We start from the raw sequence: 19044 nt of genomic DNA on the forward strand, positions 1-19044 counted from the left end.
AAGCTTTGGCGTAATGTCCGCTGCGGACTTGCCAACCCCTTCCTTTCTCACGGTTTCCCCACATGTTCTTTGCTTCCGATAACTGGGCCGGCGCCCACAAATCCATTGCCGAACGTCTGCTGACGGAATCGCCCGGCTTTGCCGCCGCCTATGGCGCCGGCGATCTCGACAGGAAGGTCGAGGCCCGCTTTTCCGAGATCTTCGAGCGCGAGGTTTCGATCTTCTTCGTCGCGACCGGCACGGCCGCCAACTCCCTGTCGCTGGCAAGCGTCCAGCGCCCCGGCGGCATCACCTTCTGCCATTCGGAGGCCCATGTGATCGAGGATGAATGCGGCGCGCCGGAATTTTTCTCCGGCTCCGCCCGCCTCGTTGCCGTTGATGGCGAAGCCGGCAAGATCGATCCGGCAAAGCTCTCGGCAAAGATCGCGAGCTTTCCCGAGGATGCCGTCCATCATGGCCGCGCCAGCGCGGTGACCATCACCCAGGCGACCGAGATCGGCACCGTCTATTCCCTGCCGGAGATCGGCGAGATCGCCGCCATATCAAGGAAGCGCAATCTGCCGCTCCACATGGACGGCGCCCGCTTCGCCAACGCCCTGGTCGCGCTCGGCGCCAGCCCGGCCGAGATGACCTGGAAGCGCGGTGTCGACATGCTATCCTTTGGCGGCACCAAGAACGGCTGCTGGTGTGCGGAAGCGATCGTCTTCTTCGATCCCGATCGGGCCCGGGAAATGCCGTTCATCCGCAAGCGCGCCGCCCAGCTCTTCTCCAAGTCGCGTTTCATTGCCGCCCAGTTCGATGCCTATTTCGAAGATGGCCTCTGGCTCGATCTCGCCCGCCATTCGAACGGCATGGCCGACCGGCTGCGCTCCGGTATCGGCACGAGCAACTCCGCCCGCCTGGCCTGGCCGACCGCATCCAACGAAGTCTTTGCCGTCGTCAGCAAAAGTGCCGCAAAAACTGCGGAGGAAAAGGGCGCGAAATTTTACGAATGGCCGGTCCCGACGGCAATGCCCGAACTCGTTTCCGAAAGCGAGATCCTGATCCGCCTCGTCACCAGCTTCGCGACTACAGAAACGGATGTCGATGGCTTCTTGAAGTGCCTGGCCGCCTGATCGCCTGCCCGAAAGGCTTGCCGGCCCGGCAGGCCCTTCGGTGACGGCAAGGACTCACGCCGATCGCAGTCCCCTCACCTTTTGCAGAATATCCTCGGACAGTGCTGAAACCAGTGCCTGGTCCGCGCCCTTGCGCGGCACCAGCACGAATTCCACATCCTCCAGCACCGGAAGTTTTCCCGCAGCGATCTCCTTCAGACCGGACGGCGCCATGCTGCGTGGCTGCACCAGCACGCCCATCCCGGCCCGCGCCGCCGCCGTCAGCCCGCTCAGGCTGCCGCAGGTGCAGACAATCCGCCACGGCACCCCGTTTCGCCCGAGTGCTTCGAGCGCGATCACCCGTGTGACGCTCGGCGGCGGAAAGGCGATCAGCGGCAAAGGGCCGGAGGCGAGCACACGCTCGGGATCGCGCGCCAGCCAGACGAGCGGCTCGCGATAGACGAGCTTTCCGCGCGCATCGCCGAGCCGGCGCTTGGCGAGCACCAGATCGATCTCGCCATTGTCCTGCATCTCGTAAAGGACGCCGGAAAGCGCCACTGTCAGTTCGAGGTCGACCGAAGGGTGCGAACGAACGAAATCCTCCAGCACCGCCGGCAGCTGGCTGGTGACGAAATCCTCCGACACGCCGAGCCGCAGACTGCCGCGCAGGCTGTGGCTCTTAAACAATGACTGCACCTGCCCCTCGATCGAAAGCATGGTGCGCGCATGCGACAGCAGCGCCTCGCCATCGCCGGTCAGCATCACCTTATGCGTATCGCGTGCCAGCAGCCTGCGCCCGAGCGCTGTCTCCAGCCGCTGGATGTGCTGGCTGACCGTCGACTGCCCGAGGCCCAGCCTTTCGGCGGCGAGCGTGAAACTGCCCATCTGCTCGACGGTGACGAAACTGCGCAATTGCGAAAGGTCCAGCATGATCCAGATTCTCGATAACTGTTATTTCTTGCATCCTGGATCATAATGGACGACAGAACAATGACTGTTTTTTCACGCCGCGAGACCGCCATGCGCCGCTTTCTGCCCGATACATTCACCATCCTGCTCGTCTGCACCGTCATCCTTGCCTCGTTGCTGCCGGCAAGCGGCACCTTCGCGGACTATTTCGGCATCGCCACCGATCTCGCTATCGCGCTGCTGTTTTTCCTGCATGGCGCCCGCCTGTCGCGCGACGTCGTCATATCAGGCCTGTTGCACTGGCGCCTGCATATCGTCATCCTGCTGACGACCTTCGGCATCTTCCCTCTGCTCGGCATGGCGCTCGGGCTGATCCCCGACACCATCCTGCCGCAGCCGCTTTATCTCGGCATCCTCTTCCTCTGCGTCCTGCCGTCGACGGTGCAGTCATCGATCGCCTTCACCTCGATGGCGGGCGGCAACGTGCCCGCCGCCATCTGCTCGGCCTCGGCATCCAACATCTTCGGCATGTTCCTGACGCCGCTGCTCGTCGGCCTGCTGTTTTCCGTCGGCGGCCATGGCGGCTTCTCCTTCGACGCATTAGAGCAGATCCTGCTGCAGCTGCTTGCCCCCTTCATCATCGGCCAGATTCTGCAGCCCTGGATCGGCGACTGGATTCGCGCCAAGAAGAAGATCCTGATGCCAGTCGACCGCGGCTCGATCCTGATGGTCGTCTACCTCGCCTTCAGCACGGCGGTCGTCGAGGGCCTGTGGCGCACCTTCTCGATCGCCGATATCGCCGTCGTGATTGTCGCCGACATGGCGCTGCTGGCAGTTATCCTTGTTTTGACGATGTTTGGCAGCCGCTGGCTGGGCTTCAACAAACCCGACCAGATCACCATCACCTTTTGCGGCTCCAAAAAGAGCCTCGCAAGCGGCGTGCCGATGGCGAACGTCATCTTCGCCGGCCAGTCGATCGGCGCGATCGTGCTGCCGCTGATGCTCTTCCACCAGATCCAGCTGATGGTCTGCGCCGTCATCGCCCAGAAATACGCCGCCGCCGCGGCCCGCCGCGCAACGGAAAAAGAGATGAAAGAGGCCGGCAGCCCGGCCTAAGCAACAACAAAAACGGCGCCCCGATGGAGCGCCGTTCGTTTTATCCGATAAGGATGTGATTAGCCGCTGATGATCTGCGCTTCGATGGCCTTCGGAGCCTCAACCGGTTCTGCGGCAATCGCGATCTTGCGGGGCTTCATGGCCTCGGGAATATTGCGCAGAAGATCGATGTGCAGCAGGCCGTTCTTCAGCGAAGCGGCGGTCACCTCGACATGATCGGCAAGTTGGAAGCGGCGCTCGAAGGCACGCTTGGCAATGCCTCGATAGAGGAATTCGCCGCTTTCGGCAGGTTCCTCGTTCTTTTCACCCTTCACGGACAGCACATGGGCATGGGCTTCGATCGAAAGTTCAGTCTCGTCGAAACCGGCAACGGCCATGGTGATGCGATAGGTGTTTTCACCGGTGCGCTCGATATTATAGGGCGGATAGGTCTGCGCCTGCTCCGGCTGGGCAAGGCTGTCGAGCATGGTGAAGAGCCGGTCGAAACCGACGGTCGAACGATAAAGGGGAGAGAAGTCTACGTGACGCATGATGTCCTCCTGTGGAAGCGACGTGTTGCGATGAAATGCCCCTGAGACCCCATCTTTGGCGGCCTTGGGACGGTTGCGCAGGCCCTGTTCGGCACCCGCAGAAAGGAGATGGTGATGAGATTCGAGGAGTTCAAGACCTTTTTGCAATCGCCTTGATCGGCCCGTGAACCCCGCATGAACGACCGGTTCGGAGCACGTTCAGGCGCATTCGCCTAGGAATTTCAGCGTCGGGTGAATCTGGTCCCGATGGCTGAAGTGCATCGTCCCTTCTTCTTCAGTCTCAACTTCGGCCGGCCGCGAGCACCCTCATGCTCCTGCCGGCCCTTTTCCCCACCGCTTTCCAAGCCGGATGCCATGCGCTATCCCTGATGCGAAGCAGTCAGCAGCGGCGCATTGGCAAAGTCATGGATCAGGTTCTCTATTCGACGCCCGACAATCCCGCCCCGGAAAACCGCACGGAGGGGTTCTTCGAAACCCATGACGGCCAGCAGCTGCGTTACGCCGTCTTCCGCTCGAGTGGCCAGATTGCCAAAGGTACCGTCGTCATCCTGCACGGCCGAAACGAATATATCGAGAAATATTTCGAGACGATCCGCGACCTCACGGCCAAGGGTCTCTGGGTCGCGACCTTCGACCTGCGCGGCCAGGGCGGTTCATCACGGCTGATGAAACGCAGCAACCACGGCCACATCCGCCGCTTTGCCGATTACGAGCGTGATCTCGATACCTTCCTGGAAAAGGTGGTGCTGCCGGATACCCGCCTGCCCTTCTATCTGCTCGCGCATTCCACCGGCGGCCTGATCGCACTCTCGGCCGCCCCTTATCTCACCACCCGTATCGATCGCATGGTGCTGTCGGCGCCCTTCATCGGCCTGACGGGCCAGTCGGCCTCGCCCCGCGTCATCCGCGCTCTCGCCGGCACGCTGACCGCCGTCGGCCTCGGCTTCCTGCCGCTGACCTCGAAACTGAAGGAGCCGAACTTCAGCGACAACCCGCTGACCTCGGACGAACACCGCTTCGAGCGCAATGTCGCAATGATGAAGGCCTATCCGGAATTGACGCTCGGGCCGCCGACGGCCCGCTGGCTGATCGAGGCTTTTCGCACGATGGACCGGGTCACCTCACCCTACCATCTCTTCTCGATCACCATCCCGACCATCGTCATCGCCCCGACGCGTGACGGTGTCGTGCCCTACACGGCGCAGGAGCGGCTTTCGCGTTATTTCCGCGCCGGCCAGCTGGTGCCGATCAACGGCGCCCGTCACGAGATCTTCCAGGAGCGCGATATCTATCGCGCCGCCGCCCTTGCGGCCTTCCACGCCTTCATTCCCGGCAGCGATGCCGAAGAAAACCAGGACGTCGCAGCCCTCGGCACGTGAGACGCATTAGCGTTATTGACGGGGGGTCAGCGTTGCTGACCGGGATCAGCGCGGCCGGTCGGGGTTAGCGCTGCAGGATGGCGATTGCCTGTTCGTAGACTGCGCGGCTGCCGGCAGCGATGATCGAGCCGCCGTTTTCCGGCCGTCCGCCGTCCCAGGTGGTGATGATGCCGCCCGCCCCCTCGATGACGGGAATGATGCCGCCGACATCATAAGGCTTCAGGCTGTTTTCGACGACGAGATCGACATGACCGGCGGCAAGCAGCGCATAGGCATAGCAGTCGCAGCCGTAGCGGAAGAGCCGCACCTGGCTCTCGATCTCGCGGTATTTCTCCATCTCCTCGCCGGCAAAGAGATGCGGCGAGGTGGTGAACAGGATGGCGTTCGAAAGCGCATCGCACTGGCGCGTCGCCAGACGCCGCTCGCCCTCCGGCCCGGTATAGATCGAGCCGTTCTGGTCGGCGAAATAACGCTCGCCGGTAAAGGGTTGTTCGATCATGCCCATGATCGCCCGGCCCGCCTTCTGCAGGCCGATCAGCGTTCCCCATACCGGCACACCCGATATGAAGGCGCGCGTGCCGTCGATCGGATCGATCACCCAAACATATTCGCGGTCGAGCCCGACATTGCCGTGTTCCTCGCCGAGAATGCCGTGGCCGGGGAAACTCTCCTCGATCAGCGCCCGGATGGCGAGTTCGGCCGCCCGGTCGCCCTCCGTCACCGGATCGAAACCGGAGGAAAGCTTGTTCGTGACATCGAGGCCGGAGCGGAAGCGCGGCAGCGTTTCGGCTCGAGCAGCCTCCGCCAGGCGATTGAAGAACGAACGGTCAGGAAACATGTTGGATCCGTTTGGCTGGCGGGAATGGCGCTTTTCATAGCGAAAAGCAACGGGAATGCAAATGCAGCAGGCAATTTGGCTCTAACTGCACAAAGATATCGCAGCGCAATATATTGCTTGACATTTGTGCAATGCAATAGTAGCGTCTTCATACAGTCTTCTGACTGTAAATACCCTCCTTGGGTGTTTCCTCCCTAGACTTAGCCGCGCTCACAAGCGCGGTTTTTTTTGGCCGGAAAACGAAGGCCAGACGTCAGCAACATCGAAAAAGAGATCTATTCGGCGGCCAGCGCCCGGTCGCCGGCAAATTTCTCGACATATTCCGCCATCTGCTGCATGAAGTCCGTGACGGCGTCGGCCACTGCGGCGAAATCCTCGCGTTTCTCCAGCGTCACTTCATCGACATAGATCGCTCGGTTCACCTCGATCTGCAGCGCATGCAGGCCGCGCGAAGGCCGGCCGTAATGTTCGGTGATGAAGCCGCCGGCATAGGGCTTGTTGCGGATCGCCGCAAAGCCCATTTCCTCGAGGATGGCGATGGCCGCGCGCGAAAGTTCCGCCGAAGCGCTGGTGCCGTAGCGATCACCAATGATGAAATCAGGTCGTGCAGTGCTGCCGGCAACGCGCACATTGCCAGGCATTGAGTGGCAGTCGATCAGCACGCCGAAGCCGAACTGCACATGCGTTCGCGCGATCAGCCGGCGAAGCGCCGCATGATAGGGCTTGTAGACCGCCTCGACGCGATCGAGCCCCTCCTGGACCGGCAGGCGCCGCGCATAGATCTCCATGTTCTCGGCGACGATGCGCGGAATGGTGCCGAGCCCGCCGGCGACCCTGAGCGAATTGACATTGGCATAGGGCGGCAGCAACCCGTCGAACATCCGCGGATCGAGCTCGTAAGGCTCGCGATTGACGTCGAGATAGGCGCGCGGGAAGTTGGCCGCCAGCAGCGGCGCGCCGAGTGCGACGGCCGAGCCGAAGAGCTCGTCGACATAGTGATCCTCGGAACGGCGGATGGCGATGCCCTCCAGCCTCGACTGAGCGATAAATTCCGGTGGATAAATGCGGCCGCTATGGGGGGAGTTGTAGACGAAGGGAATGGTCTGCGACACGGGCTCATGAACCTCAAAAAGCTCGTATTCGCGTATTTCCGGCACTTTCGGCCCTCTTTACCATGTCATGAACTGACTGCTTGGCCCATGTTGCCAGTTGCCCGGCCGCAAGTCCATACTATGTAGACGGGATGGCGGTCACGCACAGGCAATTCACCGGTTGTTTACCGGGTAAAGACTAGTGTAAACGGCTGGCAGCCCACCAAAAACCTATGGATCGCGGTCTGGATTGATGACTCAGAAGATACTTCTCGCCGAAGACGACAACGACATGCGCCGCTTCCTGGTGAAAGCGCTCGAAAAGGCCGGCTACAAGGTCCTTTCCTATGACAATGGCGCCAGCGCCTATGACCGGCTGCGCGAGGAGCCGTTTTCCTTGTTGCTGACCGATATCGTCATGCCCGAGATGGACGGCATCGAGCTGGCGCGCCGCGCCACCGAGCTCGACCCCGACCTGAAGGTGATGTTCATCACCGGTTTTGCCGCCGTGGCGCTGAACCCCGATTCGAAAGCGCCGAAGGATGCCAAGGTCCTTTCCAAGCCTTTCCACCTGCGCGATCTCGTCGACGAGGTCAACAAGATGCTTGCCGCGTAAGGCTTGCAGGACGGCGCGTCACAAAACTGAAAAAAGCCTATTGACGGCTCCGAAGGTTTTGTGATCTATGCGCCGCCATCGGATGGGCGTGTAGCTCAGCGGGAGAGCACTACGTTGACATCGTAGGGGTCACAGGTTCAATCCCTGTCACGCCCACCATCCGATCTCCCTGACATCGTTGATAAATCCCCGCCTTGGGGATTTTCTGATTCCTGAGCCTGGCACGCGCTTCAGATCCAACACTTTGCGGAGCGAGGGCTTGCACGTGATTGGTCCGCGACCATGATCCGGGCCGGGGTTTCAATGGCTGTGGGATGGCCCCACACGGGGGACGTATGACGCAAAGGACGCGGACACGGAAAGCGATATCCTTAATCCTCGGCCTCGCCCTGGTTGGGGCTGGCCTCCTCGGTTTCAGTTATATGCAGTTTCATGTCGTCGAACCCATCAGCATCAAGCTTTGGCTGATCCCGATCACGATCCTCGCGGCTGGGGTAGCGATCCTCTGGGACGACTTCAAAAATCCCTAGCGAGACGCTTGCTCTCCCCGTTTTGACGCCCGAGCGACGGCCGGCAAGCTGGTAAAAGGGCAAATAGAGCAATTCCAGCAAAAGTGCGTGCCAGACCTTCGCCGCTTCTCGTCGAGGCGACGTATCGTCAGCCACCGATCACTGCCAGTTCGAACCTGTGGCCCGACATCGGCATGTCTTGGCAAACGATAGTGGTCGTTGGGCTTTGTCCGATTCGTACTGATTGCAGCGACGGCGCGATCGCATATGAGAACATGCTCACGCGCTCGTCACTTGCATTAGCGTATTCAAGTTTCAGCCCCTCGTTGGTCAAGCATCCAGAGCCGCCGGTTTTGTGACGGCCGGATGACGAGTTTGTGACAAAACGCGTGTTATTTCAGCAACATAGCAGCCCAGCCCTGCTGTCATGATCGACATCGTTATTGCGACGCAACATGCCGCCGTGTAACTACCGCGGCGAGGCAGGCACCGGGTCAAAAGGCGCCGCTTCGCTCACACGGGTTGAAGATACGTAGGGACTGCCGATGGCAACGGTCTTCATCCTTCTGCATCTGAACTGGAGGTTATTCCATGAACATTAAGAGCCTTCTTCTCGGCTCCGCTGCAGCACTTGCAGCAGTATCCGGCGCTCAGGCTGCTGACGCTATCGTTGCTGCCGAGCCGGAACCGGTTGAATACGTTCGCGTCTGCGACGCCTACGGCACCGGCTACTTCTACATCCCGGGCACCGAAACCTGCCTCAAGATCAACGGTTACATCCGTTTCCAGGTTGACGTTGCTCCGAACGCCAGCTCGATCGGCGCCGGCGGCGGTGGTTCTGTCGCTAACGACTCGGACTGGGACGCCCGTACGCGTGGTCAGGTTCAGTTCACAGCCAAGAGCGACACCGAATATGGTCCGCTGACCGGCGTTATCGTCATGCAGTTCAATGCTGACAACGCTTCGGCTCAGAAGGCCATTCTCGACTCCGCCTACATCGACATCGCCGGCTTCCGCGCTGGTCTGTTCTACAGCTGGTGGGACGATGGTCTCTCCGGCGAAACGGACGATATCGGTTCTCCGGTAACGCTGCATAACTCCATCCGTTATCAGTACGAAACCGACGCTTTCTACGCTGGCATCAGCGTTGATGAGCTGGAAGACAGCCCGTTCTATGACGGCGAAACCGCCAACAACGTTGGCGTTGCAGTCGGTCTCGGCGGCAAGGCTGGTGCATTCAGCTACCAGATCACTGCCGGTTACGACACCGACAACGAAGAAGGCGCCGTCCGCGCCATGGGTACGGTTGCTGTCGGTCCGGGCACGCTCGGCCTCGCAGTTGTCTACGCAAGCAACCCCAACGCCTACTACAACAAGGCTGAATGGGCTGTTGCTGCTGAATACGCCATCAAGGCGACTGACAAGCTGAAGATCACCCCGGCTGTTCAGTACTACAACAACTACGGCATCACTGCTGGCGAGTTCAACGACGACAATGATGCCTGGAAGGTCGGTCTGACGGTTGATTACCAGATCGTCGACAACCTCTCCACCAAGATTTCGGTTCAGTACCTCGATCCGGACAATGCTAGCGACGTTACCTCGGGCTTCTTCCGCCTGCAGCGCGCGTTCTGATAAAAGGCTGCCGGCTAGAACAGGATGTCATCCGAAAACCGTTCACACTTTTCGGCATTATGCTCTGGACCGGCAGCTACAAATTCCTGATCTGACTGACCTCCGATCGGGAAAGAATGGGCCTGGACTTCCCTGCCTGGGCCCATTCCCCTTGACCGGACGTGCGTCCAAGACGGCACACTCGATGAGTGCCTTGCCACTGTCGTTTCACATCGGTTCGTTGCCGATGTCCGGCAGCCTGTGTCATTGCCGGACCTTGTAACCAGCAAGCTCAACCAACTTTTCATTCATCTGCCGCCGATCGCCGAGCGAGCCCGGTGGCCGACAAAATTTTTGCGCCTCAGCAATAACGGCGCCAAATTCGGACACAGAGCCATGCCATGGCGAACCGAGGGTGAGGTAGTGATTCGCCTCGCTACGACATGGGGCCACGACATGGGGTTTGAGATCGAAATGAAGTTATACGCGCTTGCCGCTGCCGCCCTTTTTTCCGCCGTCCTCGCCTTGCCGGCCTCTGCCGCGCCGGCCGCGCCCTTAGAGACCTTTCCTGGTGCGCCCGGCGTCATTACGCTTTCCGGCAAATGCGCCAAGCTGGTCGTCGCCAAATTCGACGCCACCAAGGGCTGCAAGAACGAGCTTGCCAGCGTCACGCTGGCCAATGGCGTGGTGACCTTCATCTTCACCTCGGATGGCAAGGCGCTGGGCTTCCAGGGCGACGGCAGCGGCATCAAGCCTGCCTCCAATGGCAATGCCCGCCTGCCGCTCAGCCTCGTCACCACGGGTGTCGGCAACAAGATGACCGGAGAGGTCAAGGTCGCCGGCTTCTGCACTTTCGGCAATCCCTATGCCGGCAAGCCGATCGCGGTCGAATGCACCGCCGAAAGCAAGGACTCCTCCTTCACCGGCAGCTTCCGCACTGGCGGCAAGCTGGTGAAGAAGGGTAAGTAGCCGCCCTCAAGCGCACCAGGCACTGCCGGCGGCCCCTGGCTTGCGTGCCAGGCCCTCATTGATCAGTTGCGCGCCGAAAGAGCGCCCGTCGCGCGAGACGACGCGCGGCGCGCCAGAGGGCTCGGCCTTGCCCGCCGCATTCATGGTGAAGGGTCCGGCGTTCAGAAGCGCCAGCAGCCGCGACTTGGCGGCAAAGGCCACCCGGCGCTCGCCGTCACAGCGCGCCTGGTCGACCACCGGGCTTGCCATGTCGGCAATCACGATCTTCTCGCCCTTGTACCAGAAGACGCCACCGTCGCCGACACAATTGATATGGGCGCCCTGCCCGCAATAGCCGAAGGCGACTGTCCCGGTTTGCGAAACGGCATCGGAAGCCGGCGGCTGCACTGCCTTTATCGGCTGGATCATCGGCGTCGGGATCGCGGCCGGCGGCAGCGGCTGCGGTACTGCGACTTTCGGCGTGGGTGCGGCAAGCGCTACCTGCTTCGGCGGCGCGTCCTTCCTGACGACAGGCCTCGGCTCCGCCGTGTCCCGTGTGATCGGCGTCGATGGTCTTGCAAGCATCGGCTGGATGCTCTTCCAATGGTCGTGGGCGACGATGCCGCCGATCGCGGCAATGCCGATCACCGCCCAGGGCAGCAATCCGCCACCGCTGCTGCGCGCTTTGCTCTTTCCTCTCGCCGGCGCCTTGCGGCGGCCGCGTGTCGCTGTCTTGGCCATCTGTCCGATTCCCGTGAGGCCGGGATTATCGCTGCCCAATCCTTTCCGAAAGGTTGGCGCGGCGACAGGATGGTGCCTGGTTCGCCAAACTTTCCCTAAAATGACATGAACACGCCGGCGCGCACCGGAAAGGCTAACGGCACTACCGAAACGCAGCGGGGAAAAAGCTGAACAAATTCCGCGCTCAGACGTTAGCCAGCGAAAAATTCCATCTTTCTGGGGGAAAAATCCATGGATCTTATTATCGCCGACATAATACCGGAGTCGCGTATCCACTATCCCGTCATTTTCGCCCGCCTCTTCGGCGCCATCGTCTTCGGCGGGCTGATCGGCTTCGAGCGTGAGGCCCGCGACCGCCCGGCAGGCTTCCGCACCCATATTCTGATCAGTCTTGCCGCTGCCCTCTTCGCCATCATCTCGATCGAGGCAGTGCACATGCCGGGTTTTACCGATGACGAGCAGGTGCGCATCGATCCGCTACGTGTCATCGAGGCCGTGACCGCCGGCGTCGCCTTTCTTGCCGCCGGCATGATCGTCTTTGCAAGAGGTCGGGTGCAAGGGCTGACGACGGGCGCCGGCATGTGGCTCTCCGGCGCCATCGGCCTCGCCATGGGCTTCGGCTATTGGCCGATCGCTTTCTTCACGACGATCGTCGCCATCTGCGTACTCTTCGCCTTCGGTAAACTCGAACAACGATTCGGCTTTAATTCCGGACAGCGTGTCGATCGCGATGAACACAAATAGAAAAACAGAGCGCCCGGTATCATGCCGGGCGCTAGTGTTGTCGGCGTCATTGTCTGTCGGTCATTCAGCGCGTGTTGCCGAAGGATCGCTTTTCCCAACCGAAGCCGTGCCGCCGATGGCGAAGAGCGGCTTCTGGCGTTTGCCGATATCGACGCGCTCGTCCGCCGCCTCGCGTATGGCCTGCCATTCATTTTCGTGCCGGATGAAGATCTCGCGGGGCACAAAGTTGATCGTCATATGTTTTTCACCCTGTTTCAAATCTACCGTCAGCGCCGGAGACTTCCGGAATGCCCGTTATTTCTTGGTCTCTGCATTGCCCTTGATGTCGGGGCCACCCTTGGAAAGATCGGCGCCGGTAACATGGGCCGGGACGTGAATGTCGTGGTAGACGCCGGGCGTCAGCGTCAGGTCGACGTGATGCGGCGGCAGCACCTGCGCCTTCTGCATGCGGTTCGGCTTCGCCCGCTTCATGCGGTCGGACGCCTCCGTGCGTTTATCGGGAAGATGGGTCGAAGTGTGCATCATCGGCCTCCTTTTTTTAAGCTCAACCAAGGCCTAACGGGCGGGCATCAGGATGGTTCCAAAAAAATCACCCAATCGCAGTGTGACGACCGACCTTGACTGGCCCGCGAAGTTCATTACCTAGTGCCTATCCCGCAGCCTTCCAGACATCGGCTGACGGGGAACTTTGGTGCCGGGCCCCTCTGGCGAGAGTTTTACGGCGCTCTCGTGATGTCGGTACCGCCTGCAGCTTAGCCGGCGGATTTTTCATCGATGAACAAGCTCACCATGCCTGACCCGCGTGCCCGTTGTGGCGTGCCGCGTTTTTCCACTAAATCGACCCTCTTCAACACGATTTGCGGCCGCGAGGTGCGGCCATGAATCAACCCGTGACCCAATCCTCGCTCAGCTATTTCCGCTGGGCTTTCATCGTAACTGCCCTCGGCCTCGTTCTCGGCGCAGTGCTCGGCTGGCAGACGACCGGTACGATCGGCGGCATGGCGACCGTCTTCTTCATCTGCACGGTGCTTGCGGTGCTGGAGATCTCGCTCTCCTTCGATAATGCCATCGTCAACGCCAACAAGCTGAAGGAGATGACGCCGGTCTGGCAGCAGCGCTTCCTTACCTGGGGCATCATCATCGCCGTCTTCGGCATGCGCATCGTCTTCCCGCTGGCAATCGTCGCGATCGCGGCACAGATCGGCCCTTGGGATGCTCTGGTGCTTGCCGCACGCGAGCCGGCCGAATATGCCCGTATCATGAACGACGCGCATCTGCCGATCGCAGCCTTCGGCGGCACTTTCCTGATGATGGTCGGCCTCAACTACTTCTTTGACTACAAGAAGGAAATCCACTGGCTTCCCGGCCTGGAAAGGGTGATGGCGCGTTCGGCCGCCATCAAGGGTATCGAAATCGCCGTCGTGCTGGCGCTGATGCTGGTTTTCTCCTGGCTGATCGGCGGGGAGGAAGCGACCGTCTTCGTCAACTGCGCCCTCTACGGCCTGCTCACCTTCCTCGCGGTCGAGGTGGTCGGCGGGCTGCTCGATGCCTCGCAAAAGACGATGAGTGCCGCCGCCAAGGGCGGTCTAGGCGCCTTCATCTATCTGGAGGTGCTGGATGCAAGCTTTTCCTTCGACGGCGTCATCGGCGCCTTCGCGCTGACGCAGAACCTCTTCGTCATCGCGATCGGCCTCGGCATCGGCGCCATGTACGTGCGCTCGATGACGATCATGCTGGTGGAGAAGGGAACGCTTGCCGAATACCGCTATCTCGAGCATGGCGCCTTCTACGCCATCCTGATCCTCTCGGTGATCATGTATGCGCAGACCCTGGTGCATATCCCCGAGGTTATCACCGGGCTCGGCGGCGCGGCCTTGATCGGCCTGTCCCTCTGGTCGTCCATCCGCCACAACAGACGCGAAAGGGTGGAGGATCACGGCGCCCGGCAGGAGGAGCTTCGCGCCTGACGATGTAAGAAGCCGCAGTGCGCGACGCCCATGCAGCTAAAAATAAAGCCCGCGACCATCCGGTTGCGGGCTAATTCATTCATGCATGGCTTGAAGGTCTTAGCGGGAGACCTGACCGAAGGAGGCTGGGTCGATACCGAGTGTGGTGAGGTCATTGGCACGCGGGCGGCGGCCGGCTTCGACAGCAGCGCTGACGGCGTTTGCTGCACCAAGGACGGCGAATGCGCGGCCAAAGAAGCCAGTACGGACTGAATTGCGAAGTGCGGACATTGTCCTTTTCCTCTTGCTCTATGATTGACTATTCATAGATGGCATCGCGCATAGACCTCCACAATGCTCAGAAAATCACCTCAGCCATGCAAAAACAGGAGGCCGGCGCATGTCTCCATGGCCGACCTCGAGGGAGGGGGTGGGTCGTCTTTTTCTTTTAGTCTTCGTTTGCCGCCAGCTGCGAGAGCACCTGTCCCCTGCCGCGCAACCGCAGGATCAGCGGGATGAGGAAGGCGGCCGCTGCAACGATAAGCAGGCCTGCCGCGATTGGCGACATCACCAGCGTCGTGACGTCGCCCTGGCTGATCGCCAGCGCCCGGCGCAGCTGCTGTTCGGCAAGCGGCCCGAGGATCAGGCCGACCACGGCAGGCGCGATCGGATAGCCGAAGAGCCGCATCACATAGCCGAGCAGACCGAAGGCGAGCAGCATGCCGAGCTCGAACACCGACGGATTGGCGCCGATCGTCCCGAGCGTCGCAAACAGCAGAATGCCGGCATAGAGCCACGGCTTCGGAACGGTCAGCAGCCGCACCCAGAGCCCGATCATCGGCAGGTTCAGCACCAAGAGCATCGCATTGGCGATGAGCAGGCTGGCGATCAGCCCCCAGACGAGCTGCGGATTGGTGGCAAACAGCAGCGGCCCCGGCTGCAGCCCGTATTGCTGGAAGCCGGCAAGCATGATCGCCGCCGTTGCCGTCGTCGGCAGGCCGAGCGTCAGAAGCGGCACCAGCGTGCCGGCGGCAGATGCGTTGTTCGCCGCCTCGGGACCGGCTACGCCTTCAATCGCGCCATGGCCGAACTCTTCCGGGTTTTTCGCCAGCCGCTTTTCGGTCGCATAGGAGAGGAACGTGCCGATTTCGGCGCCGCCCGCCGGCATCGCGCCGATCGGGAAACCGATCAGCGTGCCGCGCAGCCACGGCTTCCACGAGCGTGACCAGTCCTCCGCGTTCATCCAGAGCGAACCCTTGACCGCCTCGACCTTCTCGGCGATCCGGTTGCCCTGCGCCGCGATATAAAGCGTCTCGCCGATCGCAAACATCGCCACGGCCAGCGTCGTCACCTCGATACCGTCGAGCAGGTCGGGAATGCCGAAGGAAAGCCTGGCCTGCCCGGTCTGCTGATCGATGCCGACCATGGCGAGCGCAAAGCCGATGAACAGCGAGGTCAGACCCCTTAATGCCGAATCGCCGAAGGCCGATGAAACGGTGACGAAGGCAAGCACCATCAGCGCGAAATACTCGCGCGGCCCGAAGACCAGCGCCAGCTTGACGATGTAAGGCGCGATGAAGGCAAGCCCGAGCGTGGCGATCAGGCCGGCGACGAAGGAGCCGATCGCCGCTGTCGCCAGCGCCGGTCCGCCGCGTCCGGCGCGCGCCATCTTGTTACCCTCGAGTGCGGTGACGATCGAGGCGCTTTCGCCTGGCGTGTTGAGCAGGATCGAGGTCGTCGAACCGCCATACATACCGCCGTAATAGATGCCGGCGAACATGATCAGCGAGCCGCCCGGATCGAGCTTGTAGGTGACGGGCAGCAGCAGCGCCACGGTGAGAGCCGGGCCGATGCCGGGAAGCACGCCGACGGCGGTGCCGAGCGTCACGCCGACCATCGCATAAATCAGGTTCATCGGCTGCATCGCAACCAGGATACCCTGCCATAGGAATTCGAATGTGCTCATCTTGGTGTCCCAAGCGGCATTTCCGGCCGTGCGTTTCGCAACCGGGCGCCGCGCAAAATCAAAAGAGCTGACAGCGCGTCCCGCGCGGTCAGAAGAACAGATGTTCGAGCGGGCCGGCCGGCAGTGTCAGCTGCAGCAGCTGCGAGAAGATCGCCCAGACGACGAAGCTGAAGACGATGCCAAGTGGCAGCGAGATCCAGAGCTTGCGTTTGCCGAAGCCGCGTGCCGTCAGCGCAAACAGCACGCCTGTCGCAATCGAGAAGCCGGCGACGCGCAAAAGCAGCATCTGGCCGGCAAGACCGGCGACGATCCAGATGACGGGTGCGACTTCCTGCCGGTCACGTTCGGGAAAATCGCCGCGCCAGGCTTCGAAGGCGGTCCAGATCCCGAGACAGAAGAGGCCGAACGCCACCACTTGAGGCACTGTCGCCGGACCGATGCGGTCGTACTGCGCAATCGTTTTCAGATGCGACGCATCCCAGGCCATCACGCCGGCGATGGCGAAGAGGAAAACGGCAATGATGAACGCCGCCCAATCAGGGCGGCGTTCGGTTGCCGAGGAGGCGTTATCCTCGCTCATTGAACAAGTCCGATGTCTTTGAGAATGCCTTCAGTGGCCGAGACATCCTTTTCGAGCTGCGCCTTGAAGGCATCGCCGGACAGATAGGTGTCGGCCCAGCCCTTGGTCTTCAGCGTTTCCTGCCAGGTGGCGGAGCTGTGCAGCTTCTCGAAATCGGCGGTGACGGCTGCCACCTGCTCTGCCGACAGGCCGGGGGCAGCAGCAACCATGCGCCAGTTCTGGATGATGACGTCGGTGCCGGCTTCCTTCAGTGTCGGGGCATCGACACCGTCGATACGCTTTTCGCTGGATACGGCGAGAAGACGGAGCGTGCCTGACTTCACCTGCGATTCGAACTCGCTATAGCTCGAGACGCCGGCCGTGACCTGGCCGCCGAGAATAGCGGCGAGCGCTTCACCGCCGCCGGAGAAGGCGACATAGTTGATCTTCGTCGGATCGACGCCGGAAGCCTTGGCGATCAGGCCGACGGCGATGTGGTCGGTGCCGCCGGCAGAGCCGCCGCCCCAGGAAACCGCACCCGGATCCTTCTTCAGAGCCGCGACCAGATCGGCCATGGTCTTGATCTCGGACGCGGCAGGAACGACGACAGCCTCATACTCGCCGGTCAGGCGGGCGATCGGCGTGACATCCTTGAGCGTCACCGGCGACTTGTTGGTGAGGATCGCGCCGACCATGACATAGCCGCCGACGATCAGCGAATTCGGGTTGCCGGCAGCCTGGCTGCTGAATTGCGCAAGGCCGATGGTGCCGCCGGCGCCCGGGACGTTCTGGACCTGCACGTTGCCGGAGATCTTCTCCTGCTGCAGCGCGGTCTGCAGCGAACGGGCCGTCTGGTCCCAGCCGCCGCCGGGAGCGGCCGGCGCGATGATGGTGTAATCGGCCGCATAGGCCGGCAGCGCGATGGTCGCTGCAAGAAGGGTTGCGATGAACGTATGCTTCACGATGTGTCCTCCGTCGGCGGCTGAGCAAACCGCCTGCTGTTCTCTGGGAATCGGGAGGAATGGCCGGCCAGCGGACGCAAGCGTCCTGAATGACGAGCGGAATACCTCCCAAGGCTTCAGCTCTCCGCCTCCACGGAGAAGAAGTAGCCAAAGCGACCACAACAACCTGTCATTTAGCTGACATCGGCAAGATATCCAGAAGGACAGGACACTTTTTTGCCGTAATTGGCAGGCGCGGATCTAAATCCCGGTTCTTCGCTGCCGGATGACCAGTACTTCCAGCGGCCACGAAGTATGGCCGCGAGCCTCATCTGGCGAGAGCTACAGGCGGAGCGATCCAAAGCTCTGCAAGGAGGGTGAACCGGCTGAAAGCTGACGCCTTCACTGCGTCCGCAGAACCTCATTCCAGTGCGCAATCAGCCGCGCCCGTTTCACCTGGTCGAGATAGACCATCAGCCCGGGGCTGACCGGCACCGGTCGCAGTTGGGCGCCGAGCAGTTCCTGCAGCGTATTGGCGGTATTCTCTCCTGCCACCTCGGGGCTGACGGCCGGGATCTGCAGCTCGCGCGCCATGATCGTCTGCCCTTCCCTCGACATGAAGAAGGTGAGGTAACGCCGACCAAGCTCCGGCTCGGCGGCGGCCTGCGGCACCAGCCCGATCCGCGACATCACCACGGTATAATCCTTCGGCAGCACGATGCCGACATCGGGATAGCGCGAGGCCCAATCGGCCGCATAGGAGCCGAGAATATTGTAGCCGAGCACGAAGCGCCCGTCGGCAACGCGTTCGAGGATCGCCGAACTCGTCGAATAAAGCTTGACGCCGGCAGCCCCCATCGCCCCGATCACCGACCAGATATCGCCGAACTGCTCCTGGTCGCGCGCCATGAAAAGAAAGCCGACGCCGGAACGCTCGATGTCGTAGGTGCCGATCCGCCCATAGACCTCGTTGCCCTTGCGCTTCAGATAGTCGACGAATTCAGCCCGCGAACTCGGCACCGGCTCATGCGCAAAGCTCGGCTTGTGATAGACGAACACCGCCGGCTCGAAGGTGAGCGCATAGGCGGTGTTGCGCCAGTTCGCCCATTTCGGCCATGCAGCACTCATCGGCAGGTTGCTGACCTGTGCATATCCGTCGTTGGAAAGCTTCACCTGCAGGTCCATCGCCGAGGAGAAGGCGAAATCCGCCGTCTTCTTGCCGGCATCCGTCTCCCGGACGATCCGGTCGTAGATGTCGCCGGTCAGCATATCCTCATATTTGACTGCGATATCGGGATTGGCGTCCTGGAAACCCCGGATCATCGGCTGCGCCAGAGGCTCGTCGAGCGAGGAGTAAACCGTCAGCACTGGCGCATCGGCATTGCCCGACTTCGCCGGATAGAAGGCCTGATCGGCAAGCGCAAAGCCCGGCCAGAACGCCAGCAGCAAGATGAAAACTCTCCTCATGCAGCAACAATGCCTGAGCGCGCCCAGAGGAGCAAG

At 61.5% G+C, this 19044-nt stretch carries 21 protein-coding genes and 1 tRNA gene; 10 read left to right on the forward strand and 12 right to left on the reverse strand.

Going from position 1 to position 19044, the window contains the following annotated elements; genetic code table 11:
- Positions 1–62: 62 nt before the first annotated feature.
- Positions 63–1115: a low specificity L-threonine aldolase gene (locus tag HX899_RS05265; RefSeq protein WP_181291783.1), complete on the forward strand. Its 1053-nt coding sequence runs from the start codon at positions 63–65 to the stop codon at positions 1113–1115.
- A gap of 54 nt (positions 1116–1169) precedes the next feature.
- Here the strand turns inward: HX899_RS05265 and HX899_RS05270 are convergent, their stop codons facing one another.
- Positions 1170–2024 (reverse strand): LysR family transcriptional regulator, encoded by an 855-nt coding sequence (locus tag HX899_RS05270; RefSeq protein WP_181291784.1) that lies wholly within the window; start codon positions 2022–2024, stop codon positions 1170–1172.
- A gap of 45 nt (positions 2025–2069) precedes the next feature.
- Here HX899_RS05270 and HX899_RS05275 point away from each other — a divergent pair, with 45 nt between their 5' ends.
- Positions 2070–3119, forward strand: coding sequence for a bile acid:sodium symporter family protein (locus HX899_RS05275; protein ID WP_181291785.1), 1050 nt, complete (start codon positions 2070–2072; stop codon positions 3117–3119).
- Between the two features lie 59 nt (positions 3120–3178).
- On the opposite strand, the gene HX899_RS05280 is transcribed toward HX899_RS05275, so the two are convergent.
- Entirely contained in the window at positions 3179–3649 is a 471-nt protein-coding gene (locus HX899_RS05280; protein WP_181291786.1) for an Hsp20 family protein, read from the reverse strand.
- Positions 3650–4053: 404 nt separating this feature from the next.
- Here HX899_RS05280 and HX899_RS05285 point away from each other — a divergent pair, with 404 nt between their 5' ends.
- Positions 4054–5028, forward strand: a complete 975-nt coding sequence (locus HX899_RS05285) for an alpha/beta fold hydrolase (RefSeq protein ID WP_181291787.1) — start codon at positions 4054–4056, stop codon at positions 5026–5028.
- A gap of 64 nt (positions 5029–5092) precedes the next feature.
- On the opposite strand, the gene hisN is transcribed toward HX899_RS05285, so the two are convergent.
- Positions 5093–5866, reverse strand: a complete 774-nt coding sequence (hisN, locus tag HX899_RS05290) for a histidinol-phosphatase (protein WP_164054198.1) — start codon at positions 5864–5866, stop codon at positions 5093–5095.
- 275 nt (positions 5867–6141) lie between these two features.
- Positions 6142–7023: an N-formylglutamate amidohydrolase gene (locus tag HX899_RS05295; protein ID WP_131713414.1), complete on the reverse strand. Its 882-nt coding sequence runs from the start codon at positions 7021–7023 to the stop codon at positions 6142–6144.
- Positions 7024–7210: 187 nt separating this feature from the next.
- On the opposite strand from HX899_RS05295, the gene cpdR1 reads away from it, so the two are divergent.
- The 5 genes from cpdR1 (at position 7211) to HX899_RS05320 (ending at position 10665) form a co-directional block, all read left to right on the forward strand.
- On the forward strand, positions 7211–7573 hold the full coding sequence (cpdR1, locus tag HX899_RS05300; protein ID WP_003542883.1) for a response regulator CpdR1: 363 nt from the start codon (positions 7211–7213) through the stop codon (positions 7571–7573).
- 84 nt (positions 7574–7657) lie between these two features.
- Positions 7658–7732 (forward strand) — tRNA-Val (locus tag HX899_RS05305).
- 176 nt (positions 7733–7908) lie between these two features.
- Positions 7909–8103, forward strand: coding sequence for a hypothetical protein (locus tag HX899_RS35550; RefSeq protein WP_138390560.1), 195 nt, complete (start codon positions 7909–7911; stop codon positions 8101–8103).
- A gap of 570 nt (positions 8104–8673) precedes the next feature.
- The gene (locus HX899_RS05315) at positions 8674–9717 is read left to right on the forward strand and encodes a porin (protein ID WP_180196139.1); all 1044 of its coding nucleotides are present in this window, start codon (positions 8674–8676) and stop codon (positions 9715–9717) included.
- Positions 9718–10152: 435 nt separating this feature from the next.
- A complete protein-coding gene (locus tag HX899_RS05320; RefSeq protein WP_171600721.1) occupies positions 10153–10665 on the forward strand; it encodes a hypothetical protein in 513 nt (170 codons plus the stop codon).
- A gap of 6 nt (positions 10666–10671) precedes the next feature.
- On the opposite strand, the gene HX899_RS05325 is transcribed toward HX899_RS05320, so the two are convergent.
- Positions 10672–11385, reverse strand: coding sequence for a hypothetical protein (locus HX899_RS05325; RefSeq protein WP_138333353.1), 714 nt, complete (start codon positions 11383–11385; stop codon positions 10672–10674).
- Between the two features lie 231 nt (positions 11386–11616).
- Here HX899_RS05325 and HX899_RS05330 point away from each other — a divergent pair, with 231 nt between their 5' ends.
- A complete protein-coding gene (locus HX899_RS05330; RefSeq protein WP_171600652.1) occupies positions 11617–12129 on the forward strand; it encodes an MgtC/SapB family protein in 513 nt (170 codons plus the stop codon).
- 60 nt (positions 12130–12189) lie between these two features.
- On the opposite strand, the gene HX899_RS05335 is transcribed toward HX899_RS05330, so the two are convergent.
- Entirely contained in the window at positions 12190–12366 is a 177-nt protein-coding gene (locus HX899_RS05335; protein WP_171600653.1) for a hypothetical protein, read from the reverse strand.
- Positions 12367–12423: 57 nt separating this feature from the next.
- The gene (locus HX899_RS05340; protein ID WP_011653508.1) at positions 12424–12654 is read right to left on the reverse strand and encodes a hypothetical protein; all 231 of its coding nucleotides are present in this window, start codon (positions 12652–12654) and stop codon (positions 12424–12426) included.
- A gap of 353 nt (positions 12655–13007) precedes the next feature.
- Between HX899_RS05340 and HX899_RS05345 the strand changes: the two genes are divergently transcribed.
- A complete protein-coding gene (locus HX899_RS05345) occupies positions 13008–14096 on the forward strand; it encodes a DUF475 domain-containing protein (RefSeq protein ID WP_138333352.1) in 1089 nt (362 codons plus the stop codon).
- A gap of 99 nt (positions 14097–14195) precedes the next feature.
- Here the strand turns inward: HX899_RS05345 and HX899_RS05350 are convergent, their stop codons facing one another.
- The 5 genes from HX899_RS05350 to HX899_RS05370 form a co-directional block, all read right to left on the reverse strand.
- Positions 14196–14366, reverse strand: a complete 171-nt coding sequence (locus HX899_RS05350) for a hypothetical protein (protein WP_003542890.1) — start codon at positions 14364–14366, stop codon at positions 14196–14198.
- Between the two features lie 157 nt (positions 14367–14523).
- Positions 14524–16041, reverse strand: coding sequence for a tripartite tricarboxylate transporter permease (locus HX899_RS05355; RefSeq protein WP_011653510.1), 1518 nt, complete (start codon positions 16039–16041; stop codon positions 14524–14526).
- Positions 16042–16129: 88 nt separating this feature from the next.
- Positions 16130–16621, reverse strand: coding sequence for a tripartite tricarboxylate transporter TctB family protein (locus HX899_RS05360; protein WP_138333351.1), 492 nt, complete (start codon positions 16619–16621; stop codon positions 16130–16132).
- Positions 16618–17562, reverse strand: coding sequence for a tripartite tricarboxylate transporter substrate binding protein (locus HX899_RS05365; protein WP_011653512.1), 945 nt, complete (start codon positions 17560–17562; stop codon positions 16618–16620). The genes HX899_RS05360 and HX899_RS05365 overlap by 4 nt, the downstream gene beginning before the upstream one ends.
- 381 nt (positions 17563–17943) lie before the next feature.
- Positions 17944–18990, reverse strand: a complete 1047-nt coding sequence (locus HX899_RS05370) for an ABC transporter substrate-binding protein (protein ID WP_168308653.1) — start codon at positions 18988–18990, stop codon at positions 17944–17946.
- Positions 18991–19044: the final 54 nt, after the last annotated feature.

Origin of the sequence: Rhizobium sp. WYCCWR 11146 (assembly GCF_013591995.1) — a bacterium.
GTDB lineage: Bacteria > Pseudomonadota > Alphaproteobacteria > Rhizobiales > Rhizobiaceae > Rhizobium > Rhizobium indicum.